Source organism: Noviherbaspirillum sp. (assembly GCF_035944575.1).
In the GTDB taxonomy this organism is placed as follows: domain Bacteria; phylum Pseudomonadota; class Gammaproteobacteria; order Burkholderiales; family Burkholderiaceae_D; genus Noviherbaspirillum.
The window spans coordinates 17,381-38,279 of sequence record NZ_DASZBA010000117.1 but is presented as its reverse complement, the minus strand read 5'-3'; the positions used below and the strand labels follow the sequence as shown (position 1 = coordinate 38,279).

18 protein-coding genes are annotated in these 20,899 nt (G+C 58.0%); all 18 read right to left on the bottom strand.

The window, feature by feature from the left end; genetic code table 11:
• Positions 1 to 43: 43 nt before the first annotated feature.
• The 18 genes from hisD to VGU61_RS07645 all read right to left on the bottom strand — a co-directional run bounded on the left by hisD (position 44) and on the right by VGU61_RS07645 (position 20,690).
• Positions 44 to 1,357, bottom strand: a complete 1,314-nt coding sequence (hisD, locus tag VGU61_RS07730; RefSeq protein ID WP_326858530.1) for a histidinol dehydrogenase — start codon at positions 1,355 to 1,357, stop codon at positions 44 to 46.
• An 8-nt stretch (positions 1,358 to 1,365) separates the two neighbouring features.
• Positions 1,366 to 2,016 carry an ATP phosphoribosyltransferase gene (hisG, locus tag VGU61_RS07725; RefSeq protein ID WP_326858529.1) on the bottom strand — a complete coding sequence of 217 codons (651 nt, stop codon included), beginning with the start codon at positions 2,014 to 2,016 and terminating at the stop codon, positions 1,366 to 1,368.
• Positions 2,013 to 3,266 carry a UDP-N-acetylglucosamine 1-carboxyvinyltransferase gene (murA, locus tag VGU61_RS07720; RefSeq protein WP_326858528.1) on the bottom strand — a complete coding sequence of 418 codons (1,254 nt, stop codon included), beginning with the start codon at positions 3,264 to 3,266 and terminating at the stop codon, positions 2,013 to 2,015. The genes hisG and murA overlap by 4 nt, the downstream gene beginning before the upstream one ends.
• Entirely contained in the window at positions 3,266 to 3,502 is a 237-nt protein-coding gene (locus VGU61_RS07715; RefSeq protein WP_326858527.1) for a BolA family protein, read from the bottom strand. The genes murA and VGU61_RS07715 overlap by 1 nt, the downstream gene beginning before the upstream one ends.
• Before the next feature lie 25 nt (positions 3,503 to 3,527).
• Entirely contained in the window at positions 3,528 to 4,283 is a 756-nt protein-coding gene (locus tag VGU61_RS07710; protein WP_326858526.1) for an ABC transporter permease, read from the bottom strand.
• Positions 4,280 to 5,191, bottom strand: coding sequence for an ABC transporter ATP-binding protein (locus tag VGU61_RS07705; protein ID WP_326858525.1), 912 nt, complete (start codon positions 5,189 to 5,191; stop codon positions 4,280 to 4,282). The genes VGU61_RS07710 and VGU61_RS07705 overlap by 4 nt, the downstream gene beginning before the upstream one ends.
• A gap of 148 nt (positions 5,192 to 5,339) precedes the next feature.
• The gene (locus VGU61_RS07700; RefSeq protein WP_326858524.1) at positions 5,340 to 5,636 is read right to left on the bottom strand and encodes an STAS domain-containing protein; all 297 of its coding nucleotides are present in this window, start codon (positions 5,634 to 5,636) and stop codon (positions 5,340 to 5,342) included.
• Between the two features lie 2 nt (positions 5,637 to 5,638).
• Positions 5,639 to 6,289 carry an ABC transporter substrate-binding protein gene (locus VGU61_RS07695; protein WP_326858523.1) on the bottom strand — a complete coding sequence of 217 codons (651 nt, stop codon included), beginning with the start codon at positions 6,287 to 6,289 and terminating at the stop codon, positions 5,639 to 5,641.
• 107 nt (positions 6,290 to 6,396) lie between these two features.
• Positions 6,397 to 7,242 carry a VacJ family lipoprotein gene (locus tag VGU61_RS07690; protein WP_326858522.1) on the bottom strand — a complete coding sequence of 282 codons (846 nt, stop codon included), beginning with the start codon at positions 7,240 to 7,242 and terminating at the stop codon, positions 6,397 to 6,399.
• Positions 7,243 to 7,710: an outer membrane lipid asymmetry maintenance protein MlaD gene (mlaD, locus tag VGU61_RS07685; RefSeq protein ID WP_326858532.1), complete on the bottom strand. Its 468-nt coding sequence runs from the start codon at positions 7,708 to 7,710 to the stop codon at positions 7,243 to 7,245.
• A 102-nt stretch (positions 7,711 to 7,812) separates the two neighbouring features.
• A complete protein-coding gene (gene mlaE, locus VGU61_RS07680; RefSeq protein ID WP_326858521.1) occupies positions 7,813 to 8,592 on the bottom strand; it encodes a lipid asymmetry maintenance ABC transporter permease subunit MlaE in 780 nt (259 codons plus the stop codon).
• A complete protein-coding gene (locus VGU61_RS07675) occupies positions 8,589 to 9,389 on the bottom strand; it encodes an ABC transporter ATP-binding protein (protein ID WP_326858520.1) in 801 nt (266 codons plus the stop codon). Before VGU61_RS07675 ends, mlaE begins: the two co-directional genes overlap by 4 nt.
• 148 nt (positions 9,390 to 9,537) lie before the next feature.
• Complete coding sequence (locus tag VGU61_RS07670; RefSeq protein ID WP_326858519.1) at positions 9,538 to 11,001, bottom strand: glutamate synthase subunit beta; 1,464 nt, start codon at positions 10,999 to 11,001, stop codon at positions 9,538 to 9,540.
• Positions 11,002 to 11,075: 74 nt separating this feature from the next.
• Complete coding sequence (locus VGU61_RS07665) at positions 11,076 to 15,755, bottom strand: glutamate synthase-related protein (RefSeq protein WP_326858518.1); 4,680 nt, start codon at positions 15,753 to 15,755, stop codon at positions 11,076 to 11,078.
• Between the two features lie 132 nt (positions 15,756 to 15,887).
• Positions 15,888 to 16,601 carry an REP-associated tyrosine transposase gene (locus VGU61_RS07660; protein ID WP_326858517.1) on the bottom strand — a complete coding sequence of 238 codons (714 nt, stop codon included), beginning with the start codon at positions 16,599 to 16,601 and terminating at the stop codon, positions 15,888 to 15,890.
• Positions 16,602 to 16,678: 77 nt separating this feature from the next.
• Complete coding sequence (locus VGU61_RS07655) at positions 16,679 to 17,230, bottom strand: DUF2726 domain-containing protein (RefSeq protein ID WP_326858516.1); 552 nt, start codon at positions 17,228 to 17,230, stop codon at positions 16,679 to 16,681.
• A gap of 235 nt (positions 17,231 to 17,465) precedes the next feature.
• Positions 17,466 to 18,971: an HDOD domain-containing protein gene (locus VGU61_RS07650; protein WP_326858515.1), complete on the bottom strand. Its 1,506-nt coding sequence runs from the start codon at positions 18,969 to 18,971 to the stop codon at positions 17,466 to 17,468.
• Positions 18,972 to 18,983: 12 nt separating this feature from the next.
• Positions 18,984 to 20,690, bottom strand: coding sequence for a putative bifunctional diguanylate cyclase/phosphodiesterase (locus VGU61_RS07645; RefSeq protein WP_326858514.1), 1,707 nt, complete (start codon positions 20,688 to 20,690; stop codon positions 18,984 to 18,986).
• Positions 20,691 to 20,899 lie beyond the last annotated feature (209 nt).

The following is a 20,899-nucleotide window of genomic DNA, read 5'->3' as shown; positions in this document are numbered from 1 at the left end:
GCAGTCAATCCAGTCGTTCACCATGCCGGTTGCGGTCGGCATGTTATTTCAACCGGTATTCGGCAGAAGCGGCATGCGCCTGCAAGCCTTCGCCGTAGGCCAGTTCCGCCGCGATCCTGCCCAGCGTTTGCGCGCCGGCTTCGCTCACATGGATGATGCTTGACCGTTTCTGGAAATCGTAGACGCCGAGGGGTGACGAGAAGCGCGCGGTGCGCGATGTCGGCAGCACATGGTTGGGTCCGGCGCAATAATCGCCCAGCGACTCGGAAGAAAAGCGGCCGAGGAACATCGCACCGGCGTGCCGTATCCGGTCGGCCCATTGGCGGGGATTGTCCGCGGAAATTTCGAGGTGTTCGGCGGCGATCATGTTCGCGATGTCGCAAGCCTCTTCCATGTCGCGCACCTTGACCAGCGCGCCGCGGTTGGTCAGGGAAGTGCGGATGACCTCTTTGCGCGGCATCGATTCAAGCTGCCTGTCGATGCTGGCCTGCACGCGTTCGATATAGCCGGCATCGGGGCAGATCAGGATCGACTGCGCCAGTTCGTCATGCTCAGCCTGGGAAAACAGGTCCATCGCCACCCAGTCCGGGTCGGTGGTGCCGTCGCACAGCACCAGAATTTCCGATGGACCGGCGATCATATCGATGCCGACGATGCCGAATACCCGCCGCTTTGCCGCCGCGACATACGCGTTGCCGGGTCCGACAATCTTGTCGACTGCCGGAATGGTGTCGGTCCCGAACGCCAGCGCGCCGACCGCCTGCGCACCGCCGATGGTGAACACCCGGTCGACGCCGGCGATGGCCGCCGCCGCCAGGACCAATTCATTTTTCACGCCGGAGGGCGTCGGCACAACCATGATGACTTCCTGGACGCCCGCCACTTTCGCCGGGATGGCGTTCATCAGGACCGAGGACGGATAGGCCGCCTTGCCGCCCGGCACATAGATGCCGACGCGATCCACCGGAGTGACCTTTTGTCCCAGTACGGTGCCGTCGGCCTCGGTATAGGTGAAGCCATCGCTGCCGCATTCCTGCTTCTGGCGTTCATGGTAAGCGCGCACGCGGTCCGCAGCGGTCTGCAATGCCGTGCGTCGTGCTGGCGGCAAGCCTTCCAGGGCGGCATGGAGTTCGGCGCGTGGAATCTCCAGTGCCGCAATCCCGGTCGCGTCGAGGCGATCGAAGCGTTTGGTGTATTCGAGCACCGCACTGTCGCCGCGCGCCTTCACGTCGGCGAGAATGCGCGCCGCCGCCTGGTCGATGGCTTCGTCCTCGGCGGCTTCGAATGCCAGCACGGCCGACAGTTGGCTCCTGAAATCAGGATCGGTGGAATCGAGTTTGCGGATCTGAACGGGCATGATGTCTCTCAATCGGCTTTCGATGCTTTTTCAAAGGCTTCCAGGATCGGCTGCAGGCGCTCGCGCTTAAGCTTCAGCGCAGCCTGGTTGACGACCAGCCGTGACGAGATGTCCATGATGTGCTCCACCTCGACGAGATTATTAGCACGCAGCGTGCTGCCGGTGCTGACCAGGTCGACGATCGCGTCGGACAGACCGACCAGCGGCGCCAGTTCCATCGAACCGTACAGCTTGATCAGGTCGACGTGCACGCCTTTGGCCGCGAAATGCTGGCGGGCCATCTGCACGTACTTGGTCGCCACCCGCAGGCGCGCGCCCTGGCGCACGGCGCTGCCGTAATCGAAGCCGGCCTGCACGGCGACCGACATGCGGCATTTGGCGATGTTCAGGTCGATCGGCTGGTACAAGCCTTCGCCGCCGTGTTCGAGCAGCACGTCCTTGCCGGCCACGCCGAAGTCCGCCGCACCGTATTGCACATAGGTAGGCACGTCGGAAGCGCGCACGATGATGACGCGCACATCCGGATCGTTGGTCGGCAGGATGAGCTTGCGCGACGTCTCTGGATCCTCGCTGACGGCGATGCCGGCGGCCTTCAGCAGCGGCATGGTTTCTTCGAATATGCGCCCCTTTGAAAGCGCGAGCGTCAGTTGCTGGCTCATTGCTTGACCCGCCGGATATCCGCGCCCACGCCGGACAGCTTGACTTCCATGCGGTCATAACCGCGATCGAGGTGATAAATGCGGTCCACCAGTGTTTCACCCTGTGCTGCCAGGCCGGCGATCACCAGCGATGCCGAAGCACGCAGGTCGGTCGCCATGACAGGCGCACCCACCAGTCGGTCGACACCCTGCACGATGGCGGTATGGCCATCGATATCGATTGCGGCGCCGAGACGGTTCAGTTCCTGCACGTGCATGAAACGGTTTTCGAAAATGGTTTCGGTCACACGGCTGCCGCCCTCGGCGATGCAGTTGAGTGCCATGAATTGCGCCTGCATGTCGGTCGGGAAGCCTGGATACTCGGTGGTGCGGAAACTGATAGCCTTGGGCCGTGCCGCCATCTGCACGCGGATCCAGTCGGAACCGGTGGTGATGACCGCGCCGGCTTCGCGCAATTTGTCGAGCGCCACGTCGAGGATGTCGCTGCGGGCGTTCGTCAATGTGACATCGCCGCCGGCGGCCGCGACCGCGCACAGGAAAGTGCCGGTCTCGATACGGTCGGCAATGACCTTGTGCGACGCGCCGTGCAAGGCATCGACGCCCTGGATCACCAGGCGGTCCGTGCCGATGCCGGTGATCTTCGCACCCATTGCCACCAGCAGGTTGGCAAGGTCAGTCACTTCCGGTTCGCGCGCGGCATTTTCCAGCACGGTCTCGCCTTCGGCCAGCGTCGCCGCCATCAGCAGGTTTTCGGTGCCGGTGACCGTGATCATGTCGGTCACGATGCGCGTGCCCTTCAGTTTTTTCGCCTTGGCGTGAATGTAGCCGGCTTCGATATGGACTTCCGCGCCCATTGCCTGCAAGCCCTTGATGTGCTGGTCCACAGGCCGGGAGCCGATCGCGCAGCCGCCGGGCAGCGACACCCTGGCTTCGCCAAATCGCGCGACGAGCGGGCCGAGCACCAGGATCGATGCGCGCATGGTCCGCACCAATTCATAGGGCGCTTCCAGCTTGTCGATCGCGGCACCGTTCATCGCGATGCGGTCACCGTCCTGTTCCACGCGAAGGCCGATCTGGCGCAGTATTTTCAGAATCGTTGTCACGTCCTGCAGCAGCGGGACGTTCGACAGGTGCACGGTATCGGCAGTCAGCAGGCCGGCACACAGGATGGGCAATGCAGCGTTTTTCGCACCGGAGATGCTGATGCTGCCGGACAGGCGCTTGCCGCCGTTGATAAGTAGTTTGTCCATTATTTCTGGAATTCTTCCGGAGTGAGAGTTTTCATCGACAGCGCATGGATCTCTTCGCGCATGCGGTCGCCCAGCGCCGCATAAACCAGCTGATGACGCTGGATCAGTCGCTTCCCTTCAAATGCGCTGGATACGATGACCGCATTGAAATGCTGGCCGTCGCCCTGCACGTCGAGATGAGTGCAATCGAGGCCAGCGGCGATATAGCTTTTAACAAGCTCAGGTGTAGGCAGCATGATGTGATTTCCTTAATGCCTTGCTTCAGTGGCGCAGTTTGTAGCCGTTCTTCAGCATGCGTATGGCGAATGCCGCCAACAGCATGAAGAACAGGGCGACGATGGAAAAGCTGATCCATGGGTTGACATCCGACTGGCCGAAGAAGCCGTAGCGGAAGCCATCGATCATATAAAAAAACGGGTTGAAGTGCGACACTGTTTGCCAGAAAGGTGGCAAAGAATGGATGGAATAAAACACCCCGGACAGAAAAGTGGCCGGCATGATAAGGAAATTCTGGAAAGCCGCAAGCTGATCGAACTTCTCTGCCCAGATACCGGCGATGAGTCCCATCGTGCCGAGCATCGCCGCGCCGAGCAATGCAAAAATCACGATCCACCATGGTGCGACGAAGGAGAGATCGGCGAACCATGCGGTGATGACGAACACACCGGCGCCGACGGCGAGTCCGCGCACCACCGACGCCAGCACATAGGCGCCAAACAGTTCCCAGTGCGACAGCGGCGGCAGCAAAACGAACACGAGGTTGCCGGTGATCTTCGACTGGATCAGCGACGAGGAGCTGTTAGCGAACGAATTCTGCAGCACGCTCATCATCACCAGCCCGGGAATGAGAAAGGCGGTGTAGCGAACCTCGGGATAAACCTGCACATGCTCTTCCAGCACATGGCCGAAAATCAGCAGGTACAGCATCGCCGTCAGGATGGGCGCGCTGATGGTTTGCGTGGCGACTTTCCAGAATCGCAGCAATTCCTTGTAGAACAGGGTCTGGAAGCCGATCATTTCTCTCCCTCCATGATCTGGATGAACACATCTTCAAGGTCGGCTTGCTGCAATTGCATGTCGTCGATCACCACGCCGGACTGACGCAGCGTAGAGAGGATCGGCTCCACATCGGAATATTCGTTGACGCGCAGCGTGTATTTGTTGCCGGCAATCAGCTCGTCAGGATGCGAGACCAACGGCTTCAATGCATCCGGCAAGGTGCCGCGCGCAAGCCGCACCACCAGCTGGGAGCCGGAAATGCGCTTGATCAGCGCCGAAGTGGAATCGAGGGCAACGACCTTGCCGCCCTTCAGCATGGCGATGCGGTTGCAGAGCGCCTGTGCTTCTTCGAGGTAGTGCGTCGTCAGGACGATCGTGTGACCTTCACGGTTCAGACGGGTGATGAATTTCCACAAGGTCTGCCGGAGTTCGACATCGACGCCGGCAGTCGGCTCGTCGAGAACGATAACGGGCGGCTTGTGCACCAGCGCCTGTGCCACCAGCACCCGGCGCTTCATGCCGCCGGACAACGAGCGCATGTTGGCGTCGGCTTTGTTGGTGAGGTCGAGGTTGGCCATCACCTCGTCTATCCATGCATCGTTGTTTTTTAAGCCAAAGTAGCCGGATTGCATCCGCAATGTTTCACGTACGGTGAAAAACGGGTCAAACACCAGTTCCTGCGGCACGACGCCCAGGCGTTTGCGGGCTTCGCGATAGTCGCGCACCACGTCATAGCCGTGGATCGACACTTTGCCGGAATCGGCGCGATTGAGCCCGGCGATGATGGAGATCAGCGTGGTTTTTCCTGCCCCGTTGGGGCCGAGCAGACCGAAGAATTCGCCTTCTTCGATGGTGAGCGAAACACCCCCAAGTGCCTGCAGCGACTGGTAGCGTTTTTCGACATTCTGGATTTCAAGAGCAGCCATGGTGGCTTAAGAGCGGTGGAGGGTAAGTCGGTGAGCGCTTGATCAGCTGGCAGGCAGCTTGGTCAACTGAGCGGCGAAACCCTTGATTATATTGGATTTCCAGCTTGAAAGCCGGAACAGGCACGTTGCAGCGGAAGAGACCGGACGGTCAATGGTGATGCAGATCGGCGTGCGCTTGGGCAGCCGTTGAATGATGCAGCAAATCGAGCACGCCATACAGCTCGGCAAGACTGCGCAAGCCATGCGGCAGGTTGGTGAACGTGAGCGTCTTGCCTTCCCGGCGCGCGGCGCGCTGCCAGGCCAGCAGGGTGGCGACAGCGGCCGAGTCGACCGTTGTCACCTCTGCCAGATCGATGCTGGGTTGTCCCGACCGTATGGCGCGGAGACCTTCCTCCAACACGGTTTTCGCGTTGGAGGCAGTCAAGGTCAGGGTCGGACGAAACATGATCAGGACGCTTTGCCGCCCTTGGCAGCGCTAGCGGCGAGACGCTTGTTTCTTTCGGCAAGCGTTTTGATCAGGCCGTCGATGCCGCCCTTGCTGATTTCGGAAGCGAAATTGCCCTTGTAAGTCTCAACCAGCCATGCGCCAAGGACATTGACGTCAAAAATCTTCCATCCATTCGGTGACTTCGCCAGGCGGTAGCTGATTTGGATCGGATCTCCGCCCCGTGGCTGCATGACCTGCGAGCGCACTTCGACTTCGGTATCGGCCGGATCGGCGCGCAGCGGCTTGAATTCCAGTTTCTGATCCCGAACCTGGGCAATCGCGCCGGAATAGGTGTAAACCAGCAGGTCGCGGAATTCATTGGTCAATTGCTTTTGCTGCTCCGGCGTGGCTTCCCGCCAGTAGCGTCCGGCAGCAAGGGACGTCATGCGTTGGAAATCAACGTGTGGCAGGATTTTGCTTTCCACCAGATCGAGAACACGCTTTTGATTGCCGGAGCGAATATCCTGATCGCCCTTGACCGCTTCAACGACTTCCTCGCTGATGCGTTTAACGAGCACGTCCGGCGCTTCCTGCGCCGCAGCCGAACTAGTGAAAGCCAGCGAACTTAATGCAAGCCCGCATACCGCTAAGAATGTTTTAATGATATTCATAATTTCCTGTTTGTAATCGAGGCCGATGCCTCTATCAAGCGTTAACTGCTGAGCACGGAGTTACGATGACATGGCGACTGTCATCCCGATTTTCAATGTACTTAACCCTATTGTTTCTCTACCGAGGCTACGGACGATACAGCGGTGTCGTTCTGCCCCTGTTGGGCAGGCTCACTGGACGGCGTCTGCTGACTGCCTTGACCGGATGTCACGGGTTTCGCAGGCGTACCGGTGCCGGATGTCGCAGTGCTTTCTTCTTCCTCATATACGGACTTCGATAACTCGCCATCGTTCACCTTGCTTTCGCGCCGTTGCATATAAGCATCGCGAACAAACTGGTAGCGATCCAGCGCAGCCTCTTCGATCAGATTGGAGGCATCCAATACCGAAGCACGCAAGTCCAGAATACGCAGTACCGATCCGGTATTGCGGGTATGGACTGGCGACATGTATCGCCATGGATCTGTTTCCCAGTCGACTGGCAATGCTCCTACATCGCGCAAGGTGGATGAACCCAGGATCGGGAGCACGACATAGGGACCGGAACTGATTCCCCAGTAGCCAAGAGTCTGTCCGAAATCTTCCTTGTGCTTGACGAGCCCGGCTTCCGAGCCGATATCAAGAAGACCGCCCAGGCCGAATGTCGTATTGACTGCAACGCGCATGACATCCGACATGCCATCGGCCAGCTTGCCTTGCAAAAGATTATTCAGCGCGGTCGACACATCGCCGAGGTTGCCGAAGAAGTTGTAGATACCGGTCTGTACAAACGAAGGCAGCACGGTGCGATACACCTCGGCCGCTGGCTTCACCGCAGCCTGGTCGACTGCATCGTTGAACTCGAACATGGCCCGATTAAAGTTCTCGAACGGATCCTTGGGATTCGTACTTGCACAACCGGCAACCAGAAGCATCAAAGCCAATGCGATGATGCGCGTAGCGCGACTCATCATTTATTCTTCCTTTCCTTCCGCGGCTTTGCTGAACAGGAATTGACTGATCAGGTTTTCCAGAACAATCGCGGATTGTGTCATGGTGATTCTGTCGCCGGCAGCCAGATTGTTGGTATCACCGCCCGGCTCCAGTCCGATGTATTGCTCGCCCAGCAATCCCGATGTGAGGATTTTGGCCGATGAATCCTTGGGAAACTTGTAACCGCTATCCAGGTCCAGGGTCACAAGCGCTTTGAAGCTTTTATCGTCGAAACGAATATCGGCAACCCGACCCACCACCACACCGGCACTCTTTACCGGCGCGCGCGGTTTCAATCCGCCGATATTGTCGAAGCGTGTCGTTACCGTATACGTGTCGGAAAACGACATTGAGCTCATGTTTCCGGCCTTCATGGCAAGGAAAAACAGCGCCGCCGCACCGAGCAGCACAAACAGGCCGACCCATAAGTCTAAAGATTTTCGTTGCATAACTTCATACCCTGAATATGGGAGATATGGTTTATTAATGTCGGAGCAATGCAAAAAATTGCACAACACACTACTTCATCCTGCCAGGACTCTTCTGCAATCTCAGTTAAACATGAGCGCCGTCAACAGGAAGTCCAGCCACAAGACAGTAAGTGATGCAATTACCACCGTTCGCGTGGTTGCCCTTGCGACACCTTCCGGCGTCGGCTTGGCCTCATAACCTTGATATAAGGCAATAAAAGTAACGGCAAATCCAAACACCACGCTTTTCAATACGCCGTTCAGGATATCGTTCCGGACATCAACGCCGGCCTGCATCTGGGACCAGAAAGCGCCTTCATCGACACCAATCATCCGCACCCCGACTATGTAGCCGCCAAGAATGCCTACCGCACTGAAGATGGCCGCAAGGATTGGCATGGCGATCACGCCAGCCCAGAAACGCGGTGCAATGATGCGTTGCATTGGATCGATGGCCATCATCTCCATGGCGGATAACTGCTCCCCTGCTTTCATCAGGCCGATTTCCGCGGTCAGCGACGTGCCGGCCCGCCCCGCGAACAACAAGGCGGTCACCACTGGCCCCAGCTCTCGCGTCAGCGACAATGCGACCAGTAAGCCTAACGCCTGTTCGGAACCGTACTTATTCAGGGTGTAATAGCCCTGAAGCCCGAGCACGAAGCCGACAAAGAGGCCCGATACGGCAATGATGACGAGCGAATAGTTGCCGATGAAATGGATCTGGTCCGTCACCAACCGCAAGCGCCGCAGCAATCCGCCTGATGATCCGACCAGCGCAACAAAGGTGCGGGTCGCAAAACCGATTCCGGATATGGATTCGCGCACCCAGCGGCCGAGGTTGGAAATGGCATTGATGATCATCGGCCACCCAATCCAAGATCTTCCGCCAGCGACTTGCCAGGCTGATGAAAAGGAACCGGTCCGTCCGGCTCTGCATTCACGAATTGCTTTACGTAAGGATCACTGGAATTGCGCATTTCCGTCGGCGTGCCGTGGGCGACAATCTTGCCCTGCGACAGGAAATACACATAGTCGGCAATGGAAAACGATTCATGGACGTCATGCGACACCAGAATCGATGTGGAACCGAGCACATCGTTCAGGCGCCGGATGATATTGGCCGTCACACCCATTGAAATCGGGTCCAGGCCCGCAAACGGCTCGTCATACATGATCAACTGCGGATCGAGTGCAATTGCGCGTGCCAGCGCAACCCGCCTGGCCATGCCGCCGGAAACTTCCGACGGTTTAAGCTGAGCGGCATTGCGGAGACCGACTGCGTGCAGCTTCATCAATACCATGTCTCGGAGCAATTCTTCCGGCAGATTAGTGTGCTCGCGCAGCGGAAAGGCAACATTTTCGAATACGGTCAGATCGGTGAACAAAGCGCCATGCTGAAAGAGCATGCCCATCTTGCGCCGCAGCACATACAACTCCTTGTTGCCCAGGTTTTGCACCATCTGGCCGTCGACATTGACCGTACCGGACTGTTGGCGCAGCTGTCCGCCGATCAGCCGGAGAATGGTCGTTTTGCCAGAACCCGACCCGCCCATGACGGCAACGACCTTGCCGCGCGGGAAGTCCATCTGCAGGCCCGAAAGGATCGGACGTGCACCATAGGAGAAATGGAGGTTGCGGATTTCGACGAGATTGGGCACAGCGGATATATCTGACTCAAAAGTCAGATTATAGTGCAGAACCGGCAATCATATTTTGGCCCTATGCGAGCCGGGGCAGGTTTTGAATCCTGCCCCGGCTCGCATAGGATATTTTTGACAAGGCCTTTTCAACAATCAGGCCATTGCATCAACGAGGGAGGACGCTGCTTCCCATGAGGAACTCATCCACTGCCCGCGCACACTGCCGGCCTTCGCGAATTGCCCATACGACCAGCGACTGGCCGCGGCGCATATCGCCGGCAGCGAACACTTTCGCCACGGAGGTCTTGTAGCAGCCGTCGCCGTCCGTGGTTGCCTTGGCATTGCCGCGAGCGTCCTTGTCGATACCAAATGCTTCCAGCACGGATTGCACCGGCGACACGAAACCCATTGCAAGCAGTACCAGGTCAGCCTTCATTTCGAATTCCGAATTCGGCACTTCCTGCATCTTGCCATCCTTCCACTCGACACGCGCACCGATCAGCTTCTCCACCTTGCCGTTCTTTCCTTCAAGGCGCTTGGTGGCTACCGCCCAATCGCGTTCGCACCCTTCTTCATGAGACGACGAAGTACGAAGCTTGGTCGGCCAGTAAGGCCATACCAGCGGCTTGTTTTCGGTTTCCGGAGGCTGCGGCAACAGTTCGAACTGCGCCACTGAAACAGCGCCATGGCGATTCGACGTGCCGACGCAGTCGGAACCGGTGTCGCCGCCGCCGATCACGACCACATGCTTGCCAGTGGCCATGATCTGGTCTTTCACCTTGTCGCCGGCATTGACCTTGTTTTGCTGGGGCAGGAATTCCATCGCAAAGTGCACGCCCTTGAGCTCGCGGCCGGGCACCGGCAGATCGCGCGGCACTTCCGCACCGCCGGCAATGACGACGGCATCGAAGTCCTTGTTGATCTGCTCGACCGACATGGTTTCCTTCGACCAGTTGGTGATATTGGCAGGGAAATCCTTGCCAACCAGTACACCGGTACGGAAAGTCACGCCTTCGGCTTTCATTTGTTCGACGCGGCGATCGATATGCGACTTTTCCATCTTGAAGTCGGGAATACCGTAGCGCAGCAATCCGCCGATCCGGTCATTCTTTTCGAACACGGTGACATCGTGGCCGACACGCGCCAATTGCTGCGCTGCTGCCAGGCCTGCGGGGCCGGAACCGACGACGGCGACCTTTTTGCCGGTTTTCGCAGCTGGCGGCTGCGGCACGATCCAGCCGTTTTCCCAGCCCTTGGCCGCGATGAAGTGCTCGATCGACTTGATGCCGACCGCCTTGTCGTTGAAAGCCAAGGTACAGGCAGCTTCGCACGGCGCCGGGCAGACCTTGCCGGTGAATTCCGGGAAATTATTGGTGGAGTGCGCGTTGTCCAGCGCTTCCTTGTAATTGCCGTTGTAGACCAGATCGTTCCAGTCCGGAATGATGTTGTTGACCGGGCAGCCGCTATTGCAAAAAGGGATGCCACAGTCCATGCAGCGTGCGCCCTGAATTTTTGCTTCGGCATCGCTCAGGTGGACTACGAACTCCTTGTAATGCTTCTTGCGCAGTTCGGGCGCCTCGCTCGCTTCCTGCAGGCGCTGATATTCCAGAAAACCGGTTACTTTTCCCATGATGTTCCTTCAGTATTTTTTTGTGCAGGATGGGCCCTCGCCCACCCTGCCATGTCGTTCAATCCGACTTTCGATCAGGCCGCGACTTTTTCGCTTGCCTTCGCCGCCGCGTTCAGTTCACCGAGCGCCCGCTTGTATTCGGTCGGGAAGACCTTGACGAACTTGCCGCGCGCATTGCTCCAGTCGTCGAGCAGGTTGCGGGCACGGGTGCTGCCGGTGTACTTGAAGTGGCGTTCGATCAAGCCCTTGAGGATCGCTTCGTCGGTCTGCGCCTCGCCGTTGCGCTTGGCGCTATGCCAGATCGCGCGGACCATTTTGGCTTCCTGGTCGGCACTTGCCAATACCGGGTCGAGCGCCACCATCGCCATATTGCATTTGTTGGCAAAATCCCCGTCCGGGTCGTACACATAGGCGATACCGCCCGACATGCCGGCCGCGAAGTTGCGTCCTGTCGCGCCAAGAACGACGACTGTGCCGCCGGTCATGTATTCGCAACCATGGTCGCCGGTGCCTTCGACAACGGCGGTAGCACCGGAATTGCGCACCGCGAAACGTTCGCCGGCAACGCCGTTGAAGAACGCTTCACCGGCAATCGCGCCGTACAGAACAGTATTGCCAACGATGATGTTGTCCACCGCCCAGCCGCGGAACTCGGTGTTGGGACGCACGATGATGCGGCCGCCCGACAATCCCTTGCCGACATAGTCGTTGCCCTCGCCGACCAGATCGATCGTGATGCCGTGTGCAAGGAAGGCGCCGGCCGATTGGCCTGCGGTGCCATGCATCTGGATATGGATGGTGTCGTCGGGCAGTCCCTCGTGACCATACTTCTTCGCCACTTCGCCGGAGAGCATCGTCCCGACGGTACGGTTGACGTTTTTCACCGGGGAGATGAACGACACCTTCTCGCCTTTGTCCAGCGCAGCCTTGGCCTGAGCGATCAGCTTGTGGTCGAGCGCCTTCTCGAGACCGTGGTCCTGGCCCTCCACCTGGTAACGCGGCTCGGACGCCGGCATATCAGGCTGATGGAAAATGCGGGTGAAGTCCAGGCCCTTTGCCTTCCAGTGCGAAATGGCTTTCGACTTGTCGAGCAGATCGACACGGCCGATCAGTTCGTCAAAGGTACGGATGCCAAGCTGCGCCATGATCTGGCGGGCTTCTTCGGCAACGAAGAAGAAGTAGTTCACCACATGTTCCGGCTTGCCCTGGAATTTCGCACGCAGCACCGGGTCCTGGGTCGCAACGCCGACCGGGCAGGTATTGAGGTGGCACTTGCGCATCATGATGCAGCCTTCGACAACCAGCGGCGCGGTGGCGAAACCGACTTCATCGGCGCCGAGCAATGCGGCGATCACGACATCGCGACCGGTCTTGATCTGGCCGTCGGCCTGCACGCGGATGCGGCTGCGCAGGCGGTTGAGCACCAGCGTCTGCTGCGTTTCAGCAAGCCCGAGTTCCCACGGCGTGCCGGCATGCTTGACCGATGACAGCGGCGAGGCGCCGGTGCCGCCGTCATGGCCAGCGATCACCACGTGGTCGGACTTGGCTTTCGCCACGCCGGCGGCAACGGTACCGACACCGACTTCGGATACCAGCTTGACCGAGATCGATGCGCGCGGATTGGCATTCTTCAGATCATGGATCAGTTGTGCCAGGTCCTCGATCGAGTAAATGTCATGGTGCGGCGGCGGCGAAATCAGGCCCACGCCCGGCACGGAGAAACGCAGCTTCGCGATGTACTCGGATACCTTGTGACCCGGGAGCTGCCCGCCCTCGCCCGGCTTCGCGCCCTGCGCCATCTTGATCTGGATCTGGTCGGCCGATGTCAGGTACTCGGTGGTGACACCGAAACGGCCCGAGGCCACCTGCTTGATCTTCGAGCGCAGCGAATCGCCTTCGAGCAGGGGCATATCGACTTCGATACGGTCCTTTCCGATCACCGACGCAAGCGTTTCGCCTTTCTTGATCGGAATGCCCTTCAGCTCCATGCGATAGCGGTTTTCATCCTCGCCGCCTTCGCCCGTGTTCGACTTGCCGCCGATACGGTTCATGGCGATTGCGAGCGTGGCATGCGCTTCGGTCGAGATGGAGCCGAGCGACATGGCGCCGGTGGCGAAGCGCTTGACGATTTCCTTGGCCGGCTCGACTTCGTCCAGCGGGATTGCCTTCGACGGATCGATGCGGAACTCGAACAGGCCGCGCAGCGTCATGTGACGCTTCGATTGGTCGTTGATGATCTGCGCGTATTCCTTGTAGGTATTGAAGTTGTTGGAACGCGTTGAATGCTGGAGCTTTGCAATCGCATCCGGCGTCCACATATGGTCTTCGCCGCGGACGCGATACGCATATTCGCCGCCGGCATCCAGCGCATTGGCGAGAACCGGGTCGTTGCTGAAGGCCAGTTTGTGCAGGCGCAACGCTTCTTCCGCCACCTCGAACACGCCGATACCTTCCACATTCGATGCAGTACCCTTGAAGTACTTGTCGACCAGCGCCTTGTTCAGGCCGATGGCTTCGAAAATCTGGGCGCCGCAGTACGACATGTAGGTCGAAATGCCCATCTTGGACATTACCTTCATCAGGCCCTTGCCGACCGCTTTCTGGAAGTTGTAAATCGCTTTTTCGGGTGACAGGTCACCGGTCAAGCCCTTGGCCATGTCAGTCAGCGTCTCCATCGCGAGGTATGGATGGATGGCTTCGGCGCCATAGCCCGCCAGCAGTGCAAAGTGATGGGTTTCTCGGGCGGAACCGGTTTCGACCACCAGACCGGTGGATGTGCGCAACCCCTTGCTGACGAGATGCAAGTGGATAGCCGATGTTGCGAGCAGCGCCGGGATCGCGACCTGTTCGGCGTCCAGCTTGCGGTCCGAAATGATCAGGATATTGTGGCCGGATTTCACGGCGTCGACCGCCTTGGCGCACAGCGATGCGAGGCGGGCTTCGATGCCTTCCTTGCCCCAGGCGACCGGATAGCAGATGTTCAGCTCATGCGACTTGAACTTGCCGCCGGTGTGGGCGCTGATGTTGCGCAGCTTGTCCATGTCGGCGTAGTCCAGGATCGGCTGTGCGACTTCCAGTCGCATCGGCGGATTGATGTTGTTCGTATCCAGCAGATTCGGCTTCGGGCCGATGAAGGAAACCAGCGACATCACCATCGCTTCACGGATCGGATCGATCGGCGGATTGGTCACCTGCGCGAACAACTGCTTGAAGTAGTGGTACAGCGTCTTGTTCTTGTTCGACATCACCGCCAGCGGCGAGTCATTGCCCATGGAGCCGGTGGCTTCCTCGGCAAGCACGGCCATCGGCGACATCAGGAACTTGAGGTCTTCCTGGGTGTACCCGAATGCCTGCTGGCGATCGAGCAGCGATATGCTGGGCTGGACCGTGACCGGCTCGGCTTCCAGTTCGTCGAGCTTGATGCGCACCGATTCAATCCATTGCTTGTATGGCTTGGCGTTGGCGTAGGTATCCTTGAGTTCCTTGTCGTCGATGATGCGGCCGGCATCCAGATCGATCAGGAACATCTTGCCCGGCTGCAGGCGCCATTTCTTGATAATCTTCGATTCCGGGATCGGCAGCACGCCGGACTCGGAAGCCATGACGACGAGGTCATCGTCGGTGACGATATAGCGCGCCGGACGCAGGCCATTGCGGTCCAGGGTGCCGCCGATATGGCGGCCGTCGGTGAATGCCATCGCGGCCGGGCCGTCCCATGGCTCCATCATCGCGGCATGGTATTCGTAGAAGGCGCGACGGTTGTCGTCCATCAGCGTATGGTTTTCCCATGCTTCCGGGATCATCATCATCATCGCCTGGGCAACCGGATATCCGGCCATCACGAGCAATTCGAGCGCGTTGTCGAAGCAGGCGGTATCCGACTGGCCTTCGTAAATCAGCGGGAAAAGCTTACGGAGGTCTTCGCCGAGAACAGCGGATTTCATCACGCCTTCGCGCGCGCGCATCCAGTTGAAGTTGCCCTTGACGGTATTGATTTCGCCGTTGTGGGCGATCAGGCGGTACGGGTGGGCCAGCGGCCATTCCGGGAAGGTATTGGTGGAGAAACGCTGGTGCACGAGCGCCAATGCCGAAACACAGCGTTCATCCTGCAGGTCACGGTAATACACGCCGACCTGGTCCGCCAGCAGAAGACCCTTGTACACGACGGTACGGGCTGACATCGATGGCACGAAGAATTCCTTGCCGTGAATCAGATTGAGCGCCTGGATCGCATGGCCGGATGATTTGCGAATCACATACAGCTTACGCTCGAGCGCGTCCGTGACCATGATGTCCGGGCCTCGGCCGATGAAAATCTGCCGGATGACCGGTTCCTTTTCGCGCACGGTGGGCGACATTGGCATGTCGATATCCACCGGCACATCACGCCATCCGAGAACAACCTGGCCTTCGGCCGTTACGGCGCGCTCGATTTCCTGCTCGCATGCGATGCGCGATGCATTTTCTTTCGGCAGGAACACCATGCCGACGCCGTACTCGCCTGGCGGCGGCAGGTTGACGCCTTGCTTCGCCATTTCGTCACGGTAATACTGGTCTGGAATCTGAATCAGAATACCGGCGCCGTCACCCATTAACTTGTCAGCACCGACTGCACCCCGGTGGTCGAGGTTCTTCAGGATCAGCAATCCCTGCTCGACGATGGAATGGCTCTTTTTGCCCTTGATATGAGCGATAAAACCGACGCCGCAAGCGTCATGTTCGTTGGATGGGTCGTACAGACCTTGCGCGTGCATAAGTGTTCTCCGCTGCAGAATATGTTGATTCCGAAGCATAGTGCACCGCAAAATATAGTTCAATAAATTTAAAAGGGGTCAGAGTAGTTTTAAATCATCTGCTTTTTTGCACCATTTTAAATAGGGACAGAGTCAAACGCCCTTTAACTTATCTGTTTCAGCCGCTTTTCGAGGACGCCCGCGTTTCATGGGACCGACTCTTCTGCTTGCTGCTTTTTCAAGCTGTATTTTGAATTTTGGTGATCCCAATGCCCATCCCTTTTGCGTAGCCTCACTGATTGTCTGCGTCTCCGTGATAGTGACTCCTTGCTCCACCAGATTTTTATATGCTGCCTCGCGCTCGAACGGCGTATTTCCAAGTGACCAGTACAAAGCATGATCGGTAATAATCGGATCGACTCTTGCACCACTATGGTGCATATAGCTGGACCAAGGATATTCCTCCGGCGCAATAACTAAACCCGCGCGAACGGGATTGAGTTCAATGTAACAACTGCACACCATGAAATATCGTTCGGAATCAATGACAGTAGCTTTGTAACGCCCCTGCCACAAGGTTCCGCTTCGCTCGTACTTGCGGTTGAAATAGGGAACGTAGTAGCGCCCTATCCATTGCATCATTCGTCCAAGTCCGGTGTCATCCGCTGGCGTCGCCAGTAGATGCAGATGATTGGGCATCAGGACATATGCGTGGATAAGCACATGAAACTGCTTTGCAGCTTCACGCATCCAGCGTAGAAATGCATCGTAATCTTCAGGCGCGTGAAAAATTACCTGGCGGTCGTTGCCGCGCTGGATGATATGGTGAGGTTGATGGGGAATGACCAGTCGGGGAAGTCGCGCCATGGTGTCAAAAGCAAGGGCATACGGACACGCATTATAGGTTTATTCTGCTCTGACCCCAATTTAAAAGCTGAACTTTGCTAGCGCGCGTTAACGGTATCCGGCCACGCCGGCTGACGGCGACGTCCGCTTTCTATGGGAATATGTATACATGCGTGTTTGGTGGGACGGTTTGCGATCCTTGAATGCTGCGCCTCAACGGCATGGCGGATGGCCGTCTCCGACGGCATTTGCGTGGAATAGAAACGGAGCGTCTTGATGCCGGCTTTTGCAAGGCAGGCTTCCAGCGCGGCCTCCTTTCGGGTCGCACGAGATCGGTGGCTTAATTCGACGATGGCAACCAGTTGCATGTCCTGGTCAAAAACAGCGTAGCCTGCCCGCCTGCCGTTGATACAGTCAACCGCGAAGCGCCGTCCTTTCGGTCCGCCAATTGGATCGACCAACGCGGACAAGGCAACTTGCGGAAATACGTGGTAGTCAGGGAGCGAGGAACGCAGCGTTTCGAAAAACTCCAGGTATGGGCCAGCCAGCATTGGTTTGCTGCGAAAACGCGGGGTGGCGGGCAGCTTGAACGCAAACCAGAGCAAGCTTGCAACCGCAATCGTTACAGCCAAGAACATCATCTCCTGCATTCCGCCCTCCATTTATTATTAGTATTTTGTTACGTTTTATTGGAGTCGATTTTAATGAATATTTACAAATATTTACATAAATATATTATTGACCAAGATCAGCAGGATGCAGAAAAGCCAACCTCCCGCCCTTGGCTGTAGGTGGAATATTACGTTTTTTGCAATGGGAAACTTGGCGCCTGAAAGAATAGCGAATAGCGCTGGCGGCATTAACTGATGCCTGAAGGCGGGCTGCTTACTGCATCCGCCGCGCCCACGATGGCTCAGCCTGCCTGCGCTGTTCGATCGCCAGGACGATGATCGCTCTTAGCTCGTTTAAATGAATGATTTCCGCCGGCTCGATTTTCACAGTTGAAGCGGAAAGGTCCCAGTCACCGTAGATGAACCCTACCGGCTGCCGGTTAACGGTGAGCGGCAAGACTACGAAACTGCGCGATGACGGCAAGGCCTCCTTCCACCAGCGTGGCATCTTGTTGACGAAGGCTGGCGCCTGCGCATTCTCGACAAAGATCATTCTGTCATTGGCCAATGCGGCATGAAAGACATCGGGCTGATAAGCGTCTTCGAACGCCAGTTTCGGCAGAAGCTCCTGAACGCCGTCACCGAACCCCATTCTCGCGCCATACTGGGCCTGCTCCTGATTCCGAAGGAATGCAACCGTATGGTTGAATCCCAGCCCTTGATGCACGGTTTCCAGCGCCATGGTCATCAACTGGCCGATACTGAGGCTGCGCATCGCGCCACGCATATCCGATACGCCGCGGGCCAGCGTGACAAGCGCATCGACAGGTTTGCCGGCCGCCGGTTTTACGGAAGATTTTTCACTGATTGTCGTGCGCCGGAGGGGACGGATGACGACCGAGTCTTCGTCAGCCGCCGTTTTCTGCGCTGCTTCCACCGCAGCGAGCACCTGCGCGATTTCCAGGCCCAGCATTTCGGCGTAACTGCTTGCAAACTCGATCAACTGCTGCTCAGCATCGGAGTCTTCGCACAGCAACGTTGCACAGCGCGACGACAGGGTCGATATGGCTGCGAGCCAATCGGTATGATCCAATGGCTCACCTACGGGCCTGGGAGGAAAACTTTGCAGGCTGTTGATCAGGCCGGCCGGCAATCCCCAGTGCTGCGCTGCGAGGCGGCTGACTTCCTCGATCTCCATGCCTAATATATCGAGGCTCGCCTGTTCCTCGCTGATTCCGGCGGACGCCCTGCGCTGCTGTATCTGCTGCCAGCGATCCGACAAGTAAAACGCCACCATCATGCGGCCGAGCGAATGCAGCATGGAGCAGACCACGGCCTCCTCGGCATCCCGCGTGCTTGCGGTCGCAGCGAGCTGACGCGCGATATGGCCGGCGAGCACTGCCTTCTCCATCTCTTTGCGGGCATCCGCTGACGCGGAAGATGCCGCGGACAAACCGTCGATGAGCTTCAAACCAAGCGCCAGATGCCCGATTGCCTCGGTGCCGAGCACGATCACCGCCTTGGAGACGGTGTTGATGCCCTGCCCGAACACCGAGTACATCGCACTGTTGGCCAGGCGCAGCACGCGTTGAGTCAAGGCCGGGTCGGACAGCACCGTCTTGGTCATGTTGAATTCGCGGTCATCGTCGCCGCGCATTGCGCCAATGATGGCGCCGACCACCTTGGAAAATCCGGGAAGATCGCCTCGCTGCCTAACCCGCGACCACAACAGCTCCATCGTTTTGGCTGCGCTCACCAACTCGCTTGTTTGTACATTCATACGTGCATCTCGCTATTGCACAGCCGGAGCCGGCTCGGCTTTGAGTACTTCGACAACATCTTCGGGCAGCAGGGGCCGCCCGGTAAGGTAACCCTGGATCAAGCCACAGCCGTGCTGGGCCAGAAAGCGGAATTGTTCTTCGCTCTCCACGCCCTCTGCAACCGTGCTCAGGTTGAGATGGCTGGCAAGGCTCAGCACCACATTGCAGATCGCCACGTCCTTGACCGACCCGGGCAGATCCTTGATGAAGGCGCGGTCGATTTTCAACGTGGCGATCGGGAATCGCTTCAGGTAGGCGAGCGATGAATAGCCGGTGCCGAAATCGTCGATGGCGATGCGGACGTTGCGTGCCGTCATTGCGTTGAGGAGCGCTTCCGCGTGCTCCGGATCGGACATCAATATGCCTTCGGTGATTTCGAGCAGCAGCTGCCCACCTTCGACACCCGATAACTGTATCGCCTCATCCATGATGTCCAGGAACTGGTCGTTCCTGAACTGGCGCGGACTGACGTTGACCGATACATAAAGCGGCCTGCCGACAATCTGTTCGAATCGCTTGATCTGCACGCAGGCGGCTTTCAATGCCCAGGCGCCAAGCAGATTGATCAGACCGTTGCTTTCCGCCATGGGGATGAACTGGGCGGGAGAGACCAGGCCGACGCCGGGACGCTGCCAGCGCATCAATGCCTCAAATCCCATGATCTGGCGGGTGCGGGCATCGACGATCGGCTGATAATGCAGCAGAAATTCGCCGTCCCTGACTGCCTGGAACATCGCCGCTTCCATCGACACGTCATGTTCAGGCTGGGTGAATTTGTGGTGGTTATAGATGATGCACCGTGCCTTGCCGGTTTCCTTCGCGCGGTACATTGCGGTATCCGCATGGGCCAGCAGCTTCACTTCACTATCGCCATGCTCGGGAAAGATGGCGGCGCCGATCGATGTGCCGACATAAAGCGTGTGGCCGTCGATTTCGAACGGGAGCTGCATGGCGGATATCATGCGTCGTCCGACGACCTGGATCTCGGCCTCGGCAACTGCGCCAGGCAGAACAGCGACGAATTCGTCGCCGCCGACACGCGCCAGCGTATCCACATCGCGCAGACTGTCTGAGAGCCGCATCGCGGCAATCCGCAGCAGGGAATCGCCTACCGGATGTCCCAGGGCGTCATTCACCTTCTTGAAACCGTCGAGATCGAGCGCCACCAGGGAAAAGCCCTTGCCGGTGCGCTTGGCCTGGGCGATCGCCATGCGTATGCGGTCCGACAGTAGCGAACGGTTGGGCAGGCCGGTCAGGGCATCGTGAGTCGCCATGTGGCGCAATCGTTCTTCCGTAGCCTGCTGTCCCGAGATGTCCCTGCCGACAACCAGCAGTTCCATCACGTCATCGACCGTGTGGTAGCTTGCAATCTGCAGCTCCATCCACAACACGGTACTCAGCGTTTTGATTCTGACATTGACCCGGGTCGACTGGCTTGGCTCGATTGCCTGCTTTACGGCCGCACGAATTGCCGCGCGATCCGCAGGCGCGACGAGGGAAGCCAAGGTCTGACCGATGGGCGTTGAACCAGGCGTGATCAACTCCGTTGCACGCTGGCTGGCATACAGGATTTCCCCTTGCGTATTAAGCCGGAACACCGCATCGCCGGCAGCTTCCATCAAGCTGTCCAACTGAGCTTTCGCTACTTTATCGGGCCGAACACGGCGTAAGGGAAACATCGTCAAGATTCAGGCCTTGCGGCTAGGGGGAAAATTATTTCAATATGATGTATCAGCAAGCGAAATTTCTCTAGCGCAATCTTAATAAATTGATGTAGGAGTGTGATCGCATTGCAATTCTTGCACAACAACATGCCCCCAAGCAAAAACTTCAGAGATTTGTCGATCATTGGATTACTTAAAAACGACGTTCAAAAATACTTTCCCGC